The sequence below is a fragment of the Pseudomonas sp. HR96 genome, assembly GCF_034059295.1.
GTDB lineage: Bacteria > Pseudomonadota > Gammaproteobacteria > Pseudomonadales > Pseudomonadaceae > Aquipseudomonas.
The window spans coordinates 4143872-4163907 of record NZ_CP139141.1; the positions used below are offsets into that span (position 1 = coordinate 4143872).

General features: G+C 64.8%; 15 protein-coding genes. 2 read left to right on the forward strand and 13 right to left on the reverse strand.

What is annotated here, in order from left to right:
* Positions 1-47: 47 nt before the first annotated feature.
* From SFA35_RS18540 to SFA35_RS18560, 5 genes are all read right to left on the reverse strand, one after another.
* Entirely contained in the window at positions 48-1358 is a 1311-nt protein-coding gene (locus SFA35_RS18540; RefSeq protein ID WP_320571986.1) for an MFS transporter, read from the reverse strand.
* A gap of 131 nt (positions 1359-1489) precedes the next feature.
* Complete coding sequence (gene dgoD, locus SFA35_RS18545; RefSeq protein ID WP_320571987.1) at positions 1490-2638, reverse strand: galactonate dehydratase; 1149 nt, start codon at positions 2636-2638, stop codon at positions 1490-1492.
* A 59-nt stretch (positions 2639-2697) separates the two neighbouring features.
* A complete protein-coding gene (locus tag SFA35_RS18550; RefSeq protein ID WP_320571988.1) occupies positions 2698-3318 on the reverse strand; it encodes a 2-dehydro-3-deoxy-6-phosphogalactonate aldolase in 621 nt (206 codons plus the stop codon).
* Positions 3319-3332: 14 nt separating this feature from the next.
* Positions 3333-4328 carry a 2-dehydro-3-deoxygalactonokinase gene (locus SFA35_RS18555; RefSeq protein ID WP_320571989.1) on the reverse strand — a complete coding sequence of 332 codons (996 nt, stop codon included), beginning with the start codon at positions 4326-4328 and terminating at the stop codon, positions 3333-3335.
* Between the two features lie 150 nt (positions 4329-4478).
* Positions 4479-5771, reverse strand: coding sequence for an MFS transporter (locus SFA35_RS18560; RefSeq protein WP_320571990.1), 1293 nt, complete (start codon positions 5769-5771; stop codon positions 4479-4481).
* Positions 5772-5892: 121 nt separating this feature from the next.
* Between SFA35_RS18560 and SFA35_RS18565 the strand changes: the two genes are divergently transcribed.
* Positions 5893-6423, forward strand: a complete 531-nt coding sequence (locus SFA35_RS18565) for a PaaI family thioesterase (protein ID WP_320571991.1) — start codon at positions 5893-5895, stop codon at positions 6421-6423.
* Between the two features lie 334 nt (positions 6424-6757).
* Here SFA35_RS18565 and SFA35_RS18570 read toward each other — a convergent pair whose 3' ends face one another.
* Together SFA35_RS18570 and SFA35_RS18575 are read right to left on the reverse strand one after the other, a co-directional pair.
* Positions 6758-7474 carry an MgtC/SapB family protein gene (locus SFA35_RS18570; RefSeq protein WP_320571992.1) on the reverse strand — a complete coding sequence of 239 codons (717 nt, stop codon included), beginning with the start codon at positions 7472-7474 and terminating at the stop codon, positions 6758-6760.
* A 154-nt stretch (positions 7475-7628) separates the two neighbouring features.
* Positions 7629-12485, reverse strand: a complete 4857-nt coding sequence (locus tag SFA35_RS18575) for an NAD-glutamate dehydrogenase (protein WP_320571993.1) — start codon at positions 12483-12485, stop codon at positions 7629-7631.
* A gap of 387 nt (positions 12486-12872) precedes the next feature.
* Between SFA35_RS18575 and SFA35_RS18580 the strand changes: the two genes are divergently transcribed.
* Positions 12873-13235, forward strand: coding sequence for a hypothetical protein (locus SFA35_RS18580; protein ID WP_320571994.1), 363 nt, complete (start codon positions 12873-12875; stop codon positions 13233-13235).
* 281 nt (positions 13236-13516) lie between these two features.
* On the opposite strand, the gene SFA35_RS18585 is transcribed toward SFA35_RS18580, so the two are convergent.
* The 6 genes from SFA35_RS18585 to SFA35_RS18610 all read right to left on the reverse strand — a co-directional run bounded on the left by SFA35_RS18585 (position 13517) and on the right by SFA35_RS18610 (position 20002).
* Positions 13517-13786, reverse strand: coding sequence for a hypothetical protein (locus tag SFA35_RS18585; RefSeq protein ID WP_320571995.1), 270 nt, complete (start codon positions 13784-13786; stop codon positions 13517-13519).
* A 92-nt stretch (positions 13787-13878) separates the two neighbouring features.
* The gene (locus SFA35_RS18590) at positions 13879-15384 is read right to left on the reverse strand and encodes a contractile injection system tape measure protein (protein WP_320571996.1); all 1506 of its coding nucleotides are present in this window, start codon (positions 15382-15384) and stop codon (positions 13879-13881) included.
* Positions 15381-16364, reverse strand: coding sequence for a Pvc16 family protein (locus tag SFA35_RS18595; RefSeq protein WP_320571997.1), 984 nt, complete (start codon positions 16362-16364; stop codon positions 15381-15383). Before SFA35_RS18595 ends, SFA35_RS18590 begins: the two co-directional genes overlap by 4 nt.
* A 27-nt stretch (positions 16365-16391) precedes the next feature.
* Positions 16392-18473, reverse strand: a complete 2082-nt coding sequence (locus SFA35_RS18600; RefSeq protein ID WP_320571998.1) for an ATP-binding protein — start codon at positions 18471-18473, stop codon at positions 16392-16394.
* Positions 18474-18503: 30 nt separating this feature from the next.
* The gene (locus tag SFA35_RS18605; RefSeq protein WP_320571999.1) at positions 18504-19223 is read right to left on the reverse strand and encodes a hypothetical protein; all 720 of its coding nucleotides are present in this window, start codon (positions 19221-19223) and stop codon (positions 18504-18506) included.
* Between the two features lie 44 nt (positions 19224-19267).
* On the reverse strand, positions 19268-20002 hold the full coding sequence (locus SFA35_RS18610; RefSeq protein WP_320572000.1) for a hypothetical protein: 735 nt from the start codon (positions 20000-20002) through the stop codon (positions 19268-19270).
* Positions 20003-20036 lie beyond the last annotated feature (34 nt).

Consider the following 20036-nt stretch of genomic DNA (forward strand, 5'->3'; position numbering starts at 1 on the left):
AGCGTGAACCTTGGGCGTGATAAGGCAGAAAAGCCGACATTATGCAGTCACAGCTCGATGCGCTCCACCTTGCCCACCAGCAGGATGTACGACAGCGCGCCGATCAGCGCCACCACGGCGATGTAGGTGATGGCCGGCGCGAACGAGTCACCGCTGGCGAGAAAGCCGATCACCAGCGGCGTGGTGATCGCCGCCAGGTTGCCGATGAAGTTGAACATGCCCCCGGTCAGACCCAGCAGCCGCGCCGGGGCCAGGGTCGAGACCAGCGACCAGGTGATGGATGCCAGGCCGTTGCCGAAGAACGCCACCGCCAGGCAGGTGATCACCAGCGCGGTCGAATTGACGTAGTTGGCGCCAATGATGCTGGTCGAAATCAGCAGGCCGCCAATGATCGGCAGCTTGCGCGCCAGGCCCACGCTGGCGCCGCGACGAATCAGCCAGTCGGAGAAGAACCCCGAGCACAGCACGCCGACGAAGGCCGCCAGAAACGGCAGCGAGGCCAGCAGCCCGGACTTGATGAAGTCCATGCCGCGGTATTTCACCAGGTAGGTGGGGAACCAGGTGAGAAAGAACCACAGCGTCGAGTTCAGGCAGAACTGGCCAATGTAGATACCCCACAGCTTGCGCTGGGTGAGCACGATGCCCAGGTCCTTCCAGCTGAAGCCAGCCTTGACCGCCCGGGCGCTGGTCTGCATGTCGACCAGGCCGCCGCCTTCGCTTATCAGCTGGATTTCAGCCTCGTTGGCGCCTTTGAAGTCGCGGGGCTCGCGGTACACCAGGTACCACAGCACGGCCCAGAGAATGCCCAGCACGCCGGTGGCGACGAACACCATGTGCCAGCCGAACGCGTGCTGCAGCCAGGCCAGCACCGGCGTCAGAAAGGCCAGGCCGACGAACTGGCCGGAGGTGTACACGCCCACCGCCGTGGCCCGCTCGCGCTCGGGGAACCAGGTGGTGACCACCCGGCTGTTGATCGGATAGGCCGGCGCCTCGAGGGCGCCCACGGCCAACCGCAGGACGAACAGGCCGATGAAACTGCCGACGAAGCCCAGCATCACCGTGGCCACCGACCACAGCAGCAAGGCCACGCTGTAGAGAATGCGCGGTGGCACGCGGTCGACCAGCCAGCCGCCGGGAATCTGCATCGCCGCGTAGGTCCAGCCGAACGCCGAGAACACCAGGCCGACATGGATCGGGTCGATGGCCAGGTCGCTGGTCAGCGCGGGCGCCGCGATCGACAGGTTGCTGCGGTCCAGGTAGTTGATCACCACGGTAATGAACAACAGCACCATGATGAAAAAACGCTTGCGGCTGGGCGTCGCCAGAGTGGCGGCGCCGGCCAGGGTGTGGGTGGACATGGTCAACCTCTTTTTATAATGGATGTCGCCAGCACGCGGTGTCTCGCAGGCAGGTGCAGGACCGAGCTTGCTCGGGAAAGGGGATGAACCGATTCCCTAGCACGCTCGGTCCCACACCTACAAAGCGCCTGTCACCACTCGGCGAAGCTGCCGTCGGCATGGCGCCAGATCGGGTTGCGCCAGCGGTGGCCGATGGCCGCGCGCTCTTTCACGTACTCTTCGTTGATCTCGATACCCAGGCCCGGGCCGTTGGGAATCTTGACGAAGCCGTCCTGGTAATCGAACACCTCGGGCTTCTTCACATAGTCGAGCAGGTCGTTGCTCTCGTTGTAGTGAATGCCCAGGCTCTGCTCCTGGATGAAGGCGTTGTAGCAGACCGCGTCCAGTTGCAGGCAGGCTGCCAGGGCGATCGGGCCCAACGGGCAATGCAGGGCCAGGGCCACGTCATAGGCTTCGGCCATGTTGGCGATCTTGCGGGTCTCGGTGATGCCGCCGGCGTGCGAGGCGTCCGGCTGGATGATGTCGACGTAGCCTTCGCTGAGGATGCGCTTGAAGTCCCAGCGCGAGTACAGGCGCTCGCCCAGGGCGATCGGCGTGTTGGTCAACGGCGCCAGCTCCTTGAGCGCTTCGTAGTTTTCACTGAGCACCGGCTCTTCGATGAACATCAGCTTGAACTCATCGAGCTCCTTCATCAGCACCTTGGCCATGGGTTTGTGCACGCGGCCATGGAAGTCCACACCGATGCCCACATGCGGGCCCACCGCGTCACGCACGGCGGCGACATTGGCCAGGGCCAGGTCGACCTTGGCGTGGCTGTCGAGAAACTGCAGCTCCTCGGTGCCGTTCATCTTCACCGCAGTGAAGCCACGGGACACGGCCTCCTTGGCGGCGCGAGCGGTGTCGGCCGGGCGGTCGCCGCCGATCCATGAATACACGCGGATGCGATCACGCACCTGGCCGCCCAGCAGGTCGCTGACCGACACGCCCAGGGCCTTGCCCTTGATGTCCCACAGCGCCTGGTCGATGCCGGCCAGGGCGCTCATGTGGATCGCACCACCGCGGTAGAAGCCGCCGCGGTAGAGCACAGTCCAGATGTCCTCGATGTTGCGCGGGTCCTTGCCGATCAGGTAGTCGGCCAGCTCTTCGACGGCGGCGGCCACGGTGTGCGCACGGCCTTCGACCACCGGCTCGCCCCAGCCCGTCACGCCTTCATCGGTTTCGATCTTCAGGAAGCACCAGCGCGGCGGCACGATATAGGTGGTCAGTTGGGTGATTTTCATGGTCTGGACTCTCACTAGTGTCTTGTTCTTGTTTCAGCAGGACGCGATGTCGCTGTCATTCAATGCAGGCTTTTCCACGCGGCCACATAAGCCTTGGCCCGCTCGGCCACTTCGGCGACGCCCAGGCCCGGCTTGTACAGCCCTGAACCCAGGCCGAAGCCGGCCACGCCGGCTTCGATGAACGGCTGCATGTTGTCCGGACTGATGCCGCCCACCGGAATCAGCTGCGTGCCCTTGGGCAGCACCGCGAGCAGGGCCTTGACCACACCGGGGTTGAGCATTTCGGCGGGAAACAGCTTGAGCACGTCGGCGCCTTCAGCCAGGGCGGCAAAGGCCTCGGTGGGGGTCGCCACACCGGGCGCCAGCAGCAGGCCGGCGGCCTTGGCGGCGCGCAGCACACGGGCATCGCTGTGGGGCATGACGATCAGCTGGCCGCCAGCGGCCTTGACCTGCTCGACCTGTTCGGGGGTCAGCACGGTGCCCGCGCCGATCAGGCAATCGGCGGGCAGGCTGTCGCGCAGGATGCGGATGCTGTCATAGGGTTGCGGCGAGTTGAGCGGCACCTCGATCACGCGGAAACCGGCGGCGTACAACGCTTCGCCGATGGCGCCCGCCTCTTCGGGGCGCAGGCCGCGCAGGATGGCGATCATGCCATTGCTGGCCAGGGCTTGCTTGAGCATGGAAAGGTCCTTGATCAGTGGTCGGTAAGATCGGTAACCAGCCCGGCGGCCAGCGCCAGGCTCCAGAGGCCGCGTTCGGTGGCCTGTGCGGCCACGTCCACGGCGGGAAATTCGCAGGCCTGCAGCGCACGGCGGTAGCGCTCGCAGAGCTGGTCGTTGCCGATCAGCATCACCTCCGGCAGCCGCGTGCTCTTGCTGCGAGCACGCAGCACTTCGCCGAGCGAGCGCAGTTCGTGGCCGATCAGCAGGCCGGAGAGGTAGTCGGGTTGCGCACGGCCCGGCAATTGCCCGGTGAGGCCCAGGGTGCGCGCGCTGAACACGGTGGACAGCGGGCCGATGTCGCCGTCGCAGCTCTGCGCCACCTGCACGCCGCGCTCGAACGCGACGCTGTCGAAGGCGCCACTGCGCTCCTGGGTACGGCCGAGAATGGTATGAGCGGACAAGGCGGCGAAGATTTCGCCGGTCATGAAGGTGTCGAAGTGGACGATGCGGCCCTCCACCACGCTCACCCACTTGGAGTGGCTGCCGGGCAGGCCGATCAGCAGGGCGTCGTTGCGACTGTCGGCCGGCAGGCCTTGCAGCAAGCCGAGCACCTGGGTCTCTTCACCACGCATCACGTTGGGCAAGGCGCTGTTCTGCACCACCCCGGGCACCACCTGCAGGGTCACACCACTGACGCTGTGCACCGGCACCATGGCCGCACTGAGGTCGGCGACCCGCGCCGGGGTGGCGCAGTACGGCGCCTGCACCCAACCCTGGGCGCTGCCAACCATGCCGCAGGCAATCACCGGCAAGCCGGGCTGGGCCCGCAGCCAGTCGCCACAGGCTTCGTCGAAGGCCAGCTCGAAGCCGTCGGCGCACGGCTGGCCGTTGACTTCCCGAGGCTGGCTGGGCAGCTGCATGATGCCGTAGCCCAGCGCTCGCTGCTCCAGCACCTGGCCACCGGCCCCCAGCTTGTAGGCCCGCAGGGACGAAGTGCCCCAGTCGAGCGCGATCAATTGCGCCTGCATCGCTTCACCTTGTCTTGTTGTTGGATGGGTCGATGTGCAGGGCAGACTATAAACCTGAAGCGGGGATTATCTCAATATGTAAATTTGGTGTTCATATAGTGGGATTAGATAAAGGCAAAAACTCGGGGCTTTGCCCCTCCCACGAGCTGGTCAGCGGACGTGGGAGGGTGCGAAGCGCCCGAGTTTCTGACTGTACAACCGCACGGTCAGCACCCCCACCCCACCCATCACCGCGCAATACCCCACACACACCCAGGGGCTCCACGGCATCAGGGCGATCAGCAGCAGCGGCGTGGTGCTGGCCCATAACGCATAGGCGACGTTGTAGGTGAACGAGATGCCCGACACGCGAATCCGCGCGGGAAACAACCCGACCATCACCGACGGCACCACGCCGACCACACCGCAGCCCAGCCCGGCCAGGGCATAGGCCAGCCCCGGCCAGCCCCAGCCGCCGATCAGGTTGGCGTACAGCAAGCCGACACCGACCGGCAGTAGCAGGCTATACACCAACAGGGCGCGCCAGGCGCCGATGCGGTCGACCAGCAGGCCAGCCAGCACGCAGCCGATATTCAGGAAGACGATGCCCAGGCTGCTCAAGGCAAAGGTATGGCTGGCGGTCATGCCAAATCGCTGCTGCATGACCGTCGGGGTGATCACCACCAACACCACCACCGCCGAGGTCAGCACGCAAGTCAGCAGCACCGCCGGCAGCAGGGATGCCCGATGCTCGCGCAGCACCGTGCGCAGAGAGAACTCCACCACCGCCTCGCGGCGTTCGCGCAAGGCCAGAAACACCGGCGTTTCGCTGAGCCAGCGGCGCAGGTACACGCCGATCAGGCCGAACACGCCGCCGAGCAGGAACGGTACGCGCCAGGCGTAGTCGAGAATCTCCTGGGGGGTGAACAGCTGGGCCAGGGCCGTGGCGGTCAACGCGCCGATCAGGTAACCGAAGGTCAACCCGGCCTGCAAAAAGCCCAGGGCGTAACCACGACGTTCGGCCGGCACATGCTCGGCGACGAACACCCAGGCACTGGGCACCTCACCCCCCACCGCCGCGCCCTGCAGGATGCGCAGGGCCAGCAGCACCAGGGGCGCGACATAGCCAATCTCGGCGTAGGTCGGCATGACCCCGATCAGCAGGCAGGGCAAGGCCATCATCAGGATGCTCAGGCTGAACACCCGCTTGCGGCCCAGATGGTCGGCGAAATGTGCCATCAGGATGCCGCCCAGCGGGCGCGCCAGGTAACCCGTGACGAAGATCCCGAAGCTCTGCAGCAGGCGCAGCCACTCGGGCATCTGCGGCGGGAAGAATAGTTGGCTCAAGGTCAGCGCGAAGAACACGAAGATGATGAAATCGTAGATTTCCAGCGCACCGCCCAGGGCGGCAAGGCCGAGGGTCTTGTGGTCGGGCCGCGACAGCAGCAGGGGTTTGGCAGTCATGGCAGGCCTGCGCACCTTCTCGATGTTTTCGGCCGCGCAGGATAACAAACGCATGGCCCGGTTGATTTATATTTTGACCGACATATTATTGAGTTCTCCCTCCTCCCATCGGAATCCGTCCATGTCCAGCACCGCCCGCGACGACCTCCTCGCCCAATGGCATGCCGCCGAACAGGCCATCCGCGAGCGCCTCGGCGCGCCTGGCAGCCTCAGCCTGGCCGAGGTCAGCGCACTGAGCCCGGCGCAGTTCTTCGAAGGCATCAGCCGCGGCGAACTGCCCTCGCCGCCGATCAACACGCTGATGGATTTCGTGCCGGTGCAATGGAGCGAAGGATTGTTCATCTTTCAGGGCAATCCCGACGGCCGCCATTACAACCCGCTAGGCAGCGTGCATGGCGGCTACGCCGCGACCCTGCTCGATTCGTGCATGGGCTGCGCGATCCATACCCGCCTCAAGCAGGGCCAGGGCTACACCACGCTGGATTTGCGCATCAGCTACGTGCGCGCACTGACCGAGCTGACCGGGCCGGTGCGGGCTGAAGGCAAGGTGGTGCACCTGGGCCGCTCCACCGCGCTGGCCGAGGGCCGCATCTATGATGTGGACGGCAAGTTGTATGCGACCGGGAGTACGACCTGCATGATTTTTTCCTGATTTGAACGTCAGGGGCGTTGCCCCGAGGAGTGGGCTCGCCAGCTTCGGCGGCTCCTACGCCAAAATGGAGCGCACCCCAGGGCGGCGCAGCTAATCCGATTTGTGCCCGTCACCCCGCCCCAGTCGTATCGCTCGCCAGCTACGCCGGCTACGCCGACCGTGTGAGCGACTGCAGATGGTGTGGGAGGGGGCAAAGCCCCCGAGAGGCCGCAGGCCGGTTTGATTTGTGGCTTGGCGGGGAAATGCGCCGCGGCCCTCGCCAGCTTCGCCGGCTCCTACGCCAAATCGGGTTGCCTGCACGGCAGCTGTAGGAGCCAGCGCAGCTGGCGAGAGATCAATCGGTGGTAATCGGGCTCCAGAACGCCTGGATGACCAATGGCGTCGTCCCCAGCCGGGCCACCAGGGCATCCAGTTCATCACCGTCCACCGAGGTCACCGCCAGGGTCGCTTCGATCTCCACGTCGTCCTCGCCAAAGCCGTGCACATCGACGTCCTGGGCCGGGTAGTTGCTGCGCTCCAGTTCACCTTCAAGCATGGCGCGCACAAAGCGCTGATGGTGGCGATGGCAGATGACGTAGACCTTGTTGGTCACCTCGGCCGAGATCACGTCCAGCGGCTGGCGGTTGATGCTGTTGACGATCGGCCGCAGCAAGGTGTTGGCCGCCAGCACGAACACCGTGCCCAGCACCGCCTCGGCGATCAGGTCGGCACCGGCACAGGCACCTACCGCCGCCGACGCCCATAAGGTGGCGGCGGTGTTGAGGCCGCGTACATTGGCGCCTTCGCGCATGATCACCCCGGCGCCGAGAAAGCCAATGCCCGACACCACATAGGCCACCACCCGCACCGCACCGGTGGCACCGTCGAGCAGCACCGCCATGTCGACGAAGATCGCCGCGCCCAGCGCCACCAGCACGTTGGTGCGCAAGCCGGCGGTGCGTTGTCGATACTGGCGTTCGAGGCCGATCAGGCCGCCGAGGATAAAGGCAGCGACGAGGCTGACGAGGGTGTCGAGAAAGGTCGCGGGGTCGAATCGGGCGATGGCTTGCATAGGCCTGCTCCTTGAGGGGAGCAGGTCGTATACGCAATTGCGGGAATGGGGTGTAGCGGGGAATTGCTACGAGGTATGACCGAGAACACAGGGCCGAAGATCAAACCGGCCCGGCGCGTGCCCCCTCCCACGGATGGTGTGGGAGGGGTCATGCTCAGCTGTTGGACTGCCCGCTCAAGGCCAGATCCATCAGCTCCCGGTTCGCCACCGCATACATGGCGTAGTCGGTCCCGGTGGCTGCCCTGAGGTCATCGAGCATGGCCTTCCAGCGCACCACCATGGTCTTGTGCTGTTCCAGCCACAGGTCCAGGCGCGCCTCGATGTCCTGCGGGGCATCGGCCATTTTCAGCACCGAGATGGTGATCGAGCGCTGCTGCAGGTCGATGTCGTCGCGAAAGGCCTCGCGGGCCAGGGCTTGCCAGTTGTTTTCCACCGGCAGGCTGCTGATCTGCTGCAGGTACCAGGTCAGCTCCAGCTTGCTGCCCACGGCGAAGAACGCCTTGGCCACGTCGGCGGCGTTCTGCCCGGTGACGTCGGAGGCTTCGATGATCGGCAGCAGGGTGTACAGGTGGCTGGTGCCGGCCACCATGCGCGCCAGCAGCTCCGGCACACCGGCTTCGACGTAGCCCTGGTAGCGTTCCTGCCAGCGCTCGCGGGTCGGGCCTTCGAGCAGCTCGTCGAGCTTGAGCCCCAGGGCGGCGATGTGCGGGCCGAAGTGGGCGACGTCGCGCCCGGCGTCCAGCTCGTTGCGGCGGCTGCGCAGGAACCAGCGGGTGGCGCGTCGACCCAGGCGCATCAGTTCGTCCATCAAGGCCAACTGCACCTCGGCGGAGACCTGGTAGTCCAGCGCCTCGATCTGGCGGAACCAGTGCGGCAGGTGGAAGATGTCGCGCACGATCACGTAGGCGCCGGCGACGTTGGCCGGGCTCATGCCGGTCGACTCTTTCAGCCGCTGGACAAAGGTGATGCCCATGTTATTGATCAGGTCGTTGGCGATCTGCGTGCTGACGATCTCGCGCTTGAGGCGATGGCGGCGCATCGGCTCGGCATACTTGCTGGCCAGCGACGGCGGGAACGCGGTTTCCATGTCGCGCGCCAGGTAGTCGTCGTCCGGCACGGCCGAGGACAGCAGCGCCTCGTTGAGGTCGATCTTGCTGTAGGAGATCAGCACCGACAGCTCGGCGCGGGTCAGCCCCTGCTGGCTCGCCAGGCGCTCGGTGATCTGCTCCTCGGACGGCAGGAACTCGATGGCGCGGTCCAGTTTGCCGCGGCCTTCGAGGTCGGCCATCAGGCGGCGATACTCGGCGATGCGCTCGTAGGCGCGGCGCGCCGCCAGCGACAGGGCCTGGGTCTGCTTGTAGTTGTTGCCCAGCACCAGGTTGCCCACCTCGTCGGTCATGCTGCCGAGCAGCAGGTTGCGCTGCTTCTCGGTCATGTCGCCGGCCTGCACCGCTTCGTTGAGCAGGATCTTGATGTTGACCTCGTGGTCGGAGCAGTCGACCCCCGCCGCGTTGTCGATGAAATCGGTGTTGGTGGCGCCGCCAAGCAGGCCGAACTCCACCCGGCCCAGCTGGGTCATGCCCAGGTTGCCGCCTTCACCCACCACCTTGCAGCGCAGCTCGTTGCCGTTGACGCGCAGGGCGTCGTTGGCCTTGTCGCCGACGTCGCTATGGCTCTCGTCACTGGCCTTGACATAGGTGCCGATGCCGCCGTTCCAGAGCAGGTCGACCGGTGCCTTGAGCAGCGCATTGAGCAGCTCGGTCGGGGTCAGCTTGTCGGCCTTGATGTCGAAGCGTGCCTTCATCTGCGGGCTGATGGCGATGCTCTTGGCGCTGCGCGGGAAGATCCCGCCGCCTTCGCTCATGAGCGCCGTGTTGTAGTCGCTCCACGCCGAGCGCGGCAGGTCGTACAGGCGCTGACGCTCGGCGAAGCTGGCGGCCGGCTCGGGGTTGGGGTCGATGAAGATGTGCAGGTGGTTGAACGCCGCCACAAGTTGCAGCTTGTCGGACATCAACAGGCCGTTGCCGAACACGTCGCCGGCCATGTCGCCGATGCCGACCACGGTGATGCTGTCTTGCTGGACATTGATGCCGCGCTCGCGGAAGTGGCGCTGCACGCCGACCCACGCGCCCTTGGCGGTGATGCCCATCTTCTTGTGGTCATAGCCGGCCGAGCCGCCGGAGGCGAAGGCGTCGCCCAGCCAGAAGCCGTAGTCGATGGCGATGCCGTTGGCGATGTCGGAGAAGGTCGCGGTGCCCTTGTCGGCGGCCACCACCAGGTACGGGTCGTCGCCGTCGTGACGGATGACGTTGGCCGGTGGCACCACGCCGCCGTCCTTGAGGTTGTCGGTGATGTCGAGCAGGCCGCTGATGAAGATCCGGTAGCAGGCGATGGCCTCGTTCTGGATGTCATCGCGGCTACCGCCCAGTGGCAGGCGGCGCGGCAGGAAGCCGCCCTTGGCGCCGACCGGGACGATCACCGAGTTCTTCACGTGCTGGGCCTTCACCAGGCCGAGCACTTCGGTGCGGTAGTCTTCTTCGCGGTCCGACCAGCGCAGCCCGCCGCGGGCGACGTTGCCGAAGCGCAGGTGCACACCTTCAATGCGCGGCGAATAGACGAAGATCTCGAACTTGGGCACAGGCTTTGGCAGCTCGGGAATCAGCTTGGGGTTGAACTTGAAGCTGAAGTACGACTTGCTCTGGCCGTTGGCGTCCGGCTGATAGAAGTTGGTGCGCAGGGTGGCCTTGATCAGGTCCAGGTAGCGGCGCAGGATGCGGTCCTCGTTGAGCACCTGAACGTCGTCCAGTGCCGAGAGAATCGCGATTTCCAGGCGTTGCTGCATGTCGCCGAGGTCGTCGCCGACCAGCTTGCGGGCCAGGTAGAAGCGCGTCTTGAACAACCGGGTCAGCTCGCGGGCGATGTCGGTGTGGTTGTTCAGGGTGCTGGCGATGTAACCCAGGTCGAAGCCCAGGCGGATCTGCTTCATATAGCGCGCGTAGGCGCGCAGCAGCGCGACGTCGCGCCATGGCAGGCCGGCGGTCAGCACCAGGCGGTTGAAGGCGTCGTTTTCGGCGTCGCCGCGCACGATGTGCACGAAGGCGTCCTGCAGGGTGTCGTTGAGCTGCTGGATGTCCAGCTTCAGGCCTTCGCTGTAGGTGAAGGCGAAGTCGTGAATCCAGTATTCGCGGCCATCACGGTGGCGCAGGCGGTACGGGAATTCACCGAGCACGCGCAGGCCGAGGTTCTCCAGGATCGGCAGCACGTCGGACAGCGCCAGCGGCGTGTCGGCGTGGTACAGCTTGCAGTGCAGCTGGCGTTCGCCACCCTGGGTCAGCGGCTGATAGAAGCTCATCACCAGCGGCCGGCTGCTGGAGAGGTTGAGCAGGTGCTGAATGTCGACCACCGCCGAGTGCGCGGCAAAGCGCTCGCGGTAACCGGCCGGGAAGCCTTTCGGGAAGTCGGCCAGCACCGCGGTGCCCTGGGCCTCGCCAAAGGTTTCGACGGTCAGCGAGTTGTAGTCGTCCTTCCACGAGCGGCAGGCCTGCACCACTTCGTTTTCCAGCTGCTGGGGGTCGATGTCGATGCGGTTCTTCGGGTCCACCCGCAGAATCAGCTGCACGCGGGCCAGCACCGACTCGGAGAAAGAGGTCCAGAATTCGCAGTCGCTGGCCTTGAGGCGCTCCATCAGCACCTGCTGGATTTTCTGCCGCACTTCGGTGGAATAGATGTCCCGCGGCACGTAGGCCAGGCAGTAGCAGAAGCGCCCGTAGGGGTCCTTGCGCAGGAACACGCGGATCTTGTTGCGCTCCTGGATCTGCACGATCGACATCACCGTGCTGAAAAGCTCGTCGACCGGAGTCTGGAACAGGTCGTCGCGGGGCAGCACCTCTACCACCTGGGCCAGCTCCTTGCCCAGGTGCGCCCTGGCGTCGAAGCCCGAGCGGCGCTCGACTTCGGCGACCTTGCGGCGGATATACGGGATCTGGCGCACGCTCTCGCCGTACACCGCCGAGGTGTACAGGCCCATGAAGCGGCATTCCTTGACCACCTTGCCGTCGGCGTCGATCTGCCGTACCGAGACGTAGTCCGGGTAGGCCGGGCGATGCACGCGGCTGGGGTGCGCGGCCTTGGCGAAGGACAGCAGCATCGGCTCCTGCAGGTAGGTGACCGCGTAGTCTTCTATATGCAGCTCTTCGTGGGTCAGGCCCGCACGCAGCAGGCGAGTCAAGCCCAGGAAGGACGACTCGTCGTACTGCAGGTGGCCGCCATCGGCCTCGTGGCTGACCACGAATTCTTCATAGCCGAGGAAGGTGAAGTGGTTGTCGACCAGCCACTCGAGGAAGGTCTTGACCTCCGATCGCTCCTGGGGGTCGACGGCGTAGGCGGTGCCGTCGACCAACGCCAGCAGCTCGTGGACCTTGGCTTTCATCGGCTCGAAGTCAGCCACGGCCACCCGCACCTCCACCAGCACCTGCTCCAGCTCGCGAGCCAGGGCGCTGAGGTCGGCGGCGCTGGCGCAGCGGTCGATCTCCAGGTACATCAACGACTCTTGCAGGATGCCCTCGCCGGCCGAACCCTTGGGCAGCACCTCAAGCAGTTCGCCGCCGGGGCCGCGGCGCACGCTGAGCACGGTAGTCTGCAGGGTGTGGATACTGTAGCCGCGACGATTGAGCTCGGTGCGCACCGAGTCGACCAGAAACGGCAGGTCGTGGTGCAGCACCTCGACGGCGGTGTGGGTAGACTGCCAGCCGTGGCGCTCGTAGTCGGGGTTGTACACGCGCACCTGTGGCTGGGCGTGGTTGAAACGCTCCAGCAGGCGCCACGCCGAAAGGGTGCAGCCGGCGAGGTCGGAGAGCCGACGCTGGGTCAGCTCGTCGAGGGAAATGATGCCGAAGAACTGGTCGGCGAACAGCGCCACTTGTGGCAGTGCCTGTTCACTGATGTGCTGGGCCAGGGCCGCTTGCAGTTGGTGCTGGAAGTCGGCCTTGCTGGCTGCCGTGAAAAACGCCATCTGTGGTACTCCGCTTGAGCTTTGTTTTTGAGTGAAGCGTCGCGTGTGTCCCGCGGGGTCGATTCATTCCGATGAAGGGGTGTTGGCTACCAACATTAGACGATCTGCCGCCACAGGCTGGGTGAACGCCCGAAATAGAGACCTGGCCAGGTGTAACGGGCAGTGGCGAAAGGTTTCTACCGGGGGGAAAGGCGTCCCTCCACCGGGCAGCTTAACGACAGACGGTCACCGCCTGCTTGCGATGCGGCGACATATTCGGTCGAAGTGGAGTTGTCGTACCAGTTTGCGGGCATATTGCAGATAAATCCTTACACGACCGGGCATATCTTTGTGCCGTGCCATCATGGCAAAATCAGCGCTTCCCTTCTCTCTCCCGGACCTTGCGCCATGCAACTGACCGCCGTCGAACTGATCGCCAACCCCTGTGACGATGAAGAAGACAACATGGCCCTGCTGTGCTGCCTGGGCCTGACCGGCGAGTCGCTGCTGCTCACGCGCTTCCCCGACGAAGACGAAGTCGGCCTGGCGCTGGACATCGAAGACGAACCCTACCTGCTGCGCGACCTCAAGGTGACCCTGAGCCCGGAGAAGCTGCTGATCGAAGTGGCGGCCGGCGACCGCGAAGCGCTGCGTGGCAGTGAGTATCTCGAAGTGCTGCATGGCACCGATCCGGCGGACTTGCCGGAGGTGCTGGAAACCTTGGTGAATATCCTCAAGGACACCGGAGTGCTGGTCAATCAGGTGGGGTGACGGGCCCGGCTTGAGGTTCAATAGGGCCACGCGGGGCCTTGCTTGAGGTTCAATATGGCTACCACCGGCCGCCCGCGCGGCCTATCGCGGGCTTCGCGCGCTCCCACGTTTGTTTCGAACGTGCCGTTCCAGGGGCATCGCCTATGACCGAATTTGATGTTCGGGGCAATCCTGGGTAATGGCGGCTGGATGCATGCGCCCGAAACCAACAAGGAGCGCGCGAAGCCCGCGATCAGGCCGCGCGGGCGGCCGGTGGTGGGCCTGGTCAGTCCAAAGGCCGGCTAGACCCTGCCTTCATTGATCGCCTCGATCCTGCGCGCCACCTCCTGGGCCGTCAGGCCTGCCGCGCCGGGCCCCTGGAAGTAGACGCGGCCGCTGCGCGAATACACGCTCAGAATCAGGCCATCGACGAAACAATACAGCAGGTTGCCGCCGCCCTGGTCATGGCGCTCGGGGGCGAAGCTGTGGATAAAGGGCAGCAAATGGTGCAGCTGCGCGCAGGTCATGGGCGCCAGCGGCATGAACGGTTTGTACAGGGTGGGTGGAATCACGGTGTGCTCCTGCGTAGTGATTGAACCACTACGCTAGCGGGGCCGTGACGGGGCAGGTAATCGGAAAATTCCTACAATTGTTTCAGAACCAGTCACCACAACCGATCGAATGGCACCCAATCCACCGCCAGCACCCGGCGCAACCACGGCAGGTCCACACGCTGCCAAGGCCATTCGAGCCGGCGCAGCAGGACGTCCACCGAGCTGGCCTCGATGCGCACCTCGAACAGTGCCTCCCAGTGCGAAAGATAGCCCTCTCGACGCAGAAACCATTCACGAAACAACTCGACACCTAGTCGGTTCAGGTCGCGGTTGGGCTCGATGACGTCACGCAGCCACTGCTCGTAGTACGCGAGGGTCTCGTCGTCCGGTGGCGGCTCGGGGTCCAGGCGCAGCGCCAGCGGCAGGTCGCACAGCGCCAGCAGCAGCGACGGCGGCCGCTCGGGCTGGCCAGGCTCGATGCCGAGGTCTTCGCCAAGCAACCAGCACAACTGGCGCGCAGCCTGTACCTTGGCGGCCTGGTCGATGAATTCGCCGTCGTCCATCATGCCCAGGGTGGTCAGCCACTCACGCAGGAACGGCCACAGCAGGATCATGCCGGCGTGGCGCACGAGCGACGGCTCGATTGCCTTGGCCTTGGCAGGTGGCGCATCAGGGCGAGGGCCTGGCGGCTCGACGGGATTCTTCGCCAGCGGCGGTAGCCGCGGCAACGCAGGGGTCTGCGCAGGCAACACCGGGTCAGCGCGGCGCTCAGGCGTTTCACGCTCGGCGACGAAATTCCAGGTACGCGGCAGCCGCCCGCCCGCCCCCGGGAGGCCGCGCACGGCCTGGTCCCAGCCGATACCGGCCGGCGTGCCCGGCACATGCGTCCTGCCCGGCACCGCACCTCTGGAAGCCTGCGGCGTAAAATGCCGGCGGGCGTAGACCAATGCGGCAGCGAACAGCTCATCACTCATGAGCATTGCTGCCCCCGTGCCCGCCCCGTCCACTTGCCCTTCACGCAGCTGCTCGGCCAGGGCCTGCAAGGTGGCCGCTTGAAAGACCTGCACCAGGCGTCCGACGATGCTCGCTTGCAAGCACCAGCGCGCGACCTCGGGCAACCAGCGCATCGGGTCGGCGAGCAGGCTCTCGAGCAACCAGCTGTCGAGGCTGGCGGCTTGAGCTCGGTCGATTTCGGCGCGCGCGTGATCGGTAATGTCGGCGGGCCGCAAGCGGCGCCGCCCGTCCTGACCGAGCGGTGATTGCAGGCTGATGGCCTCCAGCAAGTCCTGTGGCCGGCGGGTTGCCGCCTGCGCGGAGGACGCGATGTCCGCCGTGCCGATCTGCGCCAGCAGCGCCTGATACACCCCCCGCGCGAGCGCCTCACCCAGGCGCTGGTGAAAATGCTCCAGCGGTAACTCGCCTAGATCCACGTTCAACTGCGCGATGTGGATGTCCTTGGCAAACCCGGCCATGACCCTGTCGAACACTTCGGCCAACTCATCGAGCACTTCGTGGCAGGCCTCCCGCAGCTGCCGACCGATGGCATCGCTGTGCGCTCCCGGCGCGGTCACCTGCAACTGCAGCTCGGCGATTCGGTGCCCGGTTGGGGCACTCATGACCGGGAATTGCGCGTGGTTGGGGGTGCGATGCTGCGCAACTGGCGGATGTCCACCTCCTCGGCCACGAGCAACGCCGCGCCGTCGATCTCGCCGAGCTTGGGTTGGCTCTTCCACGTCGCCAATTCATCAGCCACCTTGGTGCACAAATCAGCCGCCAGTGCCCCGCTGACCGCCAACTTGACCTCGACCCTCGGTGCCTCGGAGCCGGCGTCAGGCCTTGGTGGCAACAAGACACACTCGAACAGTAGCCGACTCAACTGCGCACGCTCGAGCTCAGTGATTTCGGATTGCGCCTGCATGGCCGCCAGCAGATGCGCGGCCAGCACCTGCTCAGCCAACAGCAGCAAATCACCCATCGGCTTGTTGCCCATGCCCAGTTGCGTGGAGCGCACCAGGTGCACCGGCGCGGTGATCTCGGTCAAGCCCACGGAAAGCGTGACCGCATAGCCGAACGCCAAGCGGGGCTTGTCCCCCAACGCCTGCCAGAAATTGCCAAGGCTGTTGAGCCCCTCCTCGGGAGGAATGACCTCGGTGATGGACCCTGGCAAGTTCGGCAGCGAACGATTGTTGATCAATGCATTGAGCATCGAATTGTTGATTATCATCATGTCGCTATCGGCCTGCCCTGAGTTCTCGCCGCCTGCCTTGGCCGCCCAGTAGGTCAGCAGATACGCGAAGCGCACATTCACCCGCCGCGCGCTCAGGCGTCCATTGGGCTCCGCGTAGGACAGCAGTGAGGAACGCACCTCGAGGTTTTCGTGCACCTTGTAGAGAAACGCGTAGACCGTCGCCGAATCAGGCAGCTGATTGTCGACCGGCAGATCGAAACGTACCGGAAAGGGTGTCACGGCACGGCCGTCGTCCTCCCCCTCGGGAGAGATATCCACCTTGGGCAGATACTCCCCGAGTATGGCGGCAATGGCAGCGTTCAAATCAATGAGTGAATGGTCCTGATTCGCGAAGGGGTAGTCTGGCATGGTGCGTTCTCCCTGCAAGGTCGATCGCTACAGGACAATCCTGCCGATCTTGGTCATTTCCCGATGCAGCGCCCGGCGCAAGTGCCGAGCCTCGATACACGGCGCGTGGTCCTGCGCCGCCAGCCAGGTGGCCAGCAGAGCCGCGTTGCGGATATTCGCACCGGTGATTTCATAGCGCCGAGCCAGCTCCGCCAAATCGACGTCTGCGGCCAGTACTGCCGCCGTTGGCCAGATCGTTCGCCATAACTGCTCGCGCGAGGTGGCATCGGGTTGCGCGAAGCGCGTGGCGAAGGTCAGACGGCGGTTGAAGGCCTCATCGAGATTGGCGCGGTTGTTGGTGGAGAGAATCACCAGACCGTTGAAGTTCTCCAGCCGTTGCAGCAGGTAGGACACTTCGATGTTGGCGTGGCGATCGTGGGCGTCCTTGGTTTCGCTGCGTTTGCCGAACAGGGCGTCGGCCTCGTCGAAAAACAGCACGCCGCAGTCCTGCTCGGCGAGATCGAAGACCCGCGCCAGGTGCTTCTCGGTTTCGCCGATGTACTTGTTGACCACCGTCGACAGGTCGATCTTGATCAGGTCCACCTGCAGCTCATGGGCAATGGCCTCGGCGGCCATGGTCTTGCCGGTGCCCGAGTCGCCGAAGAACAACGCGCTGATGCCCTCGCCGTAGGCGATCTTGTGCGCAAAGCCGCTGGTCAGGGCCTGTTGCCGATGTTGCACGGCGGCCAGAATTTCCTGCAGTTGCACCGCCAGCGGCGGGTCCAGCACCAGATCGGCGAGGCCGCGACGCGGCTCGATGCGCTGCGCCAGGGTGCCGAAGTCCTGCTGCGCGCGCAGGCGCAGGGCGCGGTTCAAGTCTTCGGCGGCCAGCGCCGGCGCCAGGCGCTTGCGCCGGTAAAGCTCGGCCTCGTGCAAAGCGCCATCGAGGCTGTGCGCATCCAGGGAAAAGCGCCGCACCAGGCTCGCCGTGTCGATGTCGTCCGCGGCCTGCCAGTGCGCCAGGCGCCCACGCAGCAAAGCCTCGTCGTCACGCGCGCTGCGCTCGGGCAGCGCCAGCACCAGGTGCGGGCGCTCGCCCAGGCGGGTGGCCGGCTGGTGCAGCGAACTCAGGCTGGCCACCGCGCCAGTGTGCTGGGCCAGGCGTGCGCAAAGCCGCGCGAACAGGATCTTGCGCTCGCTCTTGAGCTCGTGAGCGGCGTCCAGCAACAACACCGCGTCACGCATGCGCACTTCGCGCAGCACCAACAGCAGCAGCGCCCAGGCGTCAGTGTCCGCTTCAGGCAACAGCGCCAGGTCGAGCAGCAGCACCGCACGCCCCAGCCGGCCTGCGGCGTGTGCCAGCACCTCGCCCCTACTGTCACCGCCGCGCCCGCGCAGTACCAGCCAAGGTGGCGCGCCGGTCACCTCGCCAGCGAGGTCCTGGGCCAGGCCGTGGGACCACAACAACAATTCGGCGCTCAACTGCGGCGGCACCGTTACCAGGCGAGCGCAAGCTTCCCATTCAAGGGGGGCAATGTCCTGGCCGAGGAGGAACGCCTGCACCCCCGGGTCGATCTGCAACAACGATGCTCCGGCCTGCCCCGCTGGCGGACTGCGCAATTGCAACAAGCCGTGGCGCAGCAAGGGGCCCTGAGGCACCAGCAACGCCCGCGCGGCTGCCTGCGCGACCAGGCCTTCGGCCAGCAGCGACAATGCGCATTCCACGCTCAGCTGGTTTTTCTGCAGATCCATCTGCAGGCAGGCCAATACCGTGCTGTAGCGGCCGTCCAGCGCCAACAGCGAGCAAAGGAGCAACAGGTCGCGCTCCATAGGTTCGAGAGCGAAGCGTTGTACCACCTGCTCGACACGATCATGCGAGCCGTGCAGATGCTCGGCAGCCGCATCGAGGTCCAGTTCGGCGCGCCATTGGGCGATGCCGAAGCATTGCTGGACCCACGGCAACAGCTCGTCGAGCAGGCGCTGGACGTCGGTCGGGACGGCGCCTGCGGGGAGCGCGGCAAGGACTTGCTCCAGGCGGGCCTGGAGGGTCTGGTCGAGGGGTTCCAGATGCAGGAGCAGCGTGGTGAGTGGCTGCTCAACCGGCCTGTCGCTATTGATCTGTCCGTTCATGCGCCCCTCCTGTGCACGGGGCAGGTATGCCTACTGGTCTTCATAAGGCAGCTTCATGATGAAGACCAATGCGTAATAAGGCAGCTCGATGTCCACCGCATGGTCGTGACTTCGTTCCTGATGATGGACGGTATGGCCATGTGGGTCACTACTGCCTGACTGGCTGGTGTATGGCACCACAGCAGGGCTGAGCGTTGTCCCGCTGCTCGTGATTAAAGCTGTCGCCACCGAGTTGGTAAGCTCCTTGCCATGCATATCTTCCCAATGGTCGTCTTCCTCGAACGTCAAAAGGAGAAGGGTAGGGACAACCCCCTTGAATCTCGGTAAAAACAGACCCGCCTCGTGCTGGTGAGCAGGCATCTGCTCTGGCGTCAACGTATGCAAACCGACGCTGATCTCGAGGTTGATATCCACTGCCGAAGTCTGTGTGATCACTCTTCCAGGTTCCAGCGGTCCGACGGTGGACGGTAGGTGCTGACCCGGTGCGCAGCCGACAATGAAACGGCGGCGCAGATCGGGCGCTCCGTTCTCTCCATCGCAGATGACCCAACCGAGGGGCGCCTCGGCACCGGAGAACATCATGATCATCCCCGGCTCGAACAGGCGAGGCCCGGTATTGGCCATATCGATCAGATCGGCAAAATCCTTATCACTGGGCACGGTTTGTGGCCCAAAGCGCGGTTTCAACTGGGCTGCGGATTGTCGTTGAGACGATGCGGCACCTTGCATTTTTTTCGCTGTTCTGGCCATCGGTGCAACTCCTCCAGACGCTTGACAGGGCTTGGTCGTGTGGTTCAGCTGTAAGGCAGCTTCATGATGAAGGCCAAGGCGTAATACGGAGGTTTGATGGTCAGCGCATGCTGGTGCTGGGGGGTGTCCACGCTGACTGTGTGGTTATGCCCTTGCACCTCGTCACTACCAATCGGTCCCGTCATCGGCATCAGCTTGTTGTTGGTCGGCTCCACGCTCAACAGATGCCCGTTACTGATCGTCATCCCAAAGCCCACGGAGGAGTACGAGCCATAGGCAAAAGATTGCTCGAGAGGGTTAACCGTCCCAGTAGGAGAAGGAGCGAATCGAACCCCCATACTGTGTTTGTGCGCCGGAATTTGCGCCTCGGTCAGTTGCGTGTCGCCCAGCGTCACGCTGACTTCTGCCGTGGCCAGCTCGGTCTGCACGTCGAGCTTCAAGTTGGCGCCCTCGCCTGACAACGGTGTGGCAGCAGACTCCGTTGGGCCGCCGGGCTGGCGGCCGATCAGAAAGCGCTTTTCCAGGTTGGGCGCACCGGCAGCTGCAGCCGCAGCGGAGCTGTCACAGAACACCCAGCCATCGGGCAACTCTGCCACCGAGCCGATAAACATCACAATCATTCCAGGGGTGAACCCGTGGGGCGCGGCATTGGCCATATCGATCAAGTTGGCAAAATCTGCCGCCGTTGGAATGCTTCCCGGCAGAAAGCGTTGTTTCAGGTCGGCTGCCGAGGGTATCCGAACACTGTTTTTAGTCACGTTCCTGGGTAACTTGGCCATTCGCTGCAACTCCCGCCTGAATGATGGATCAATC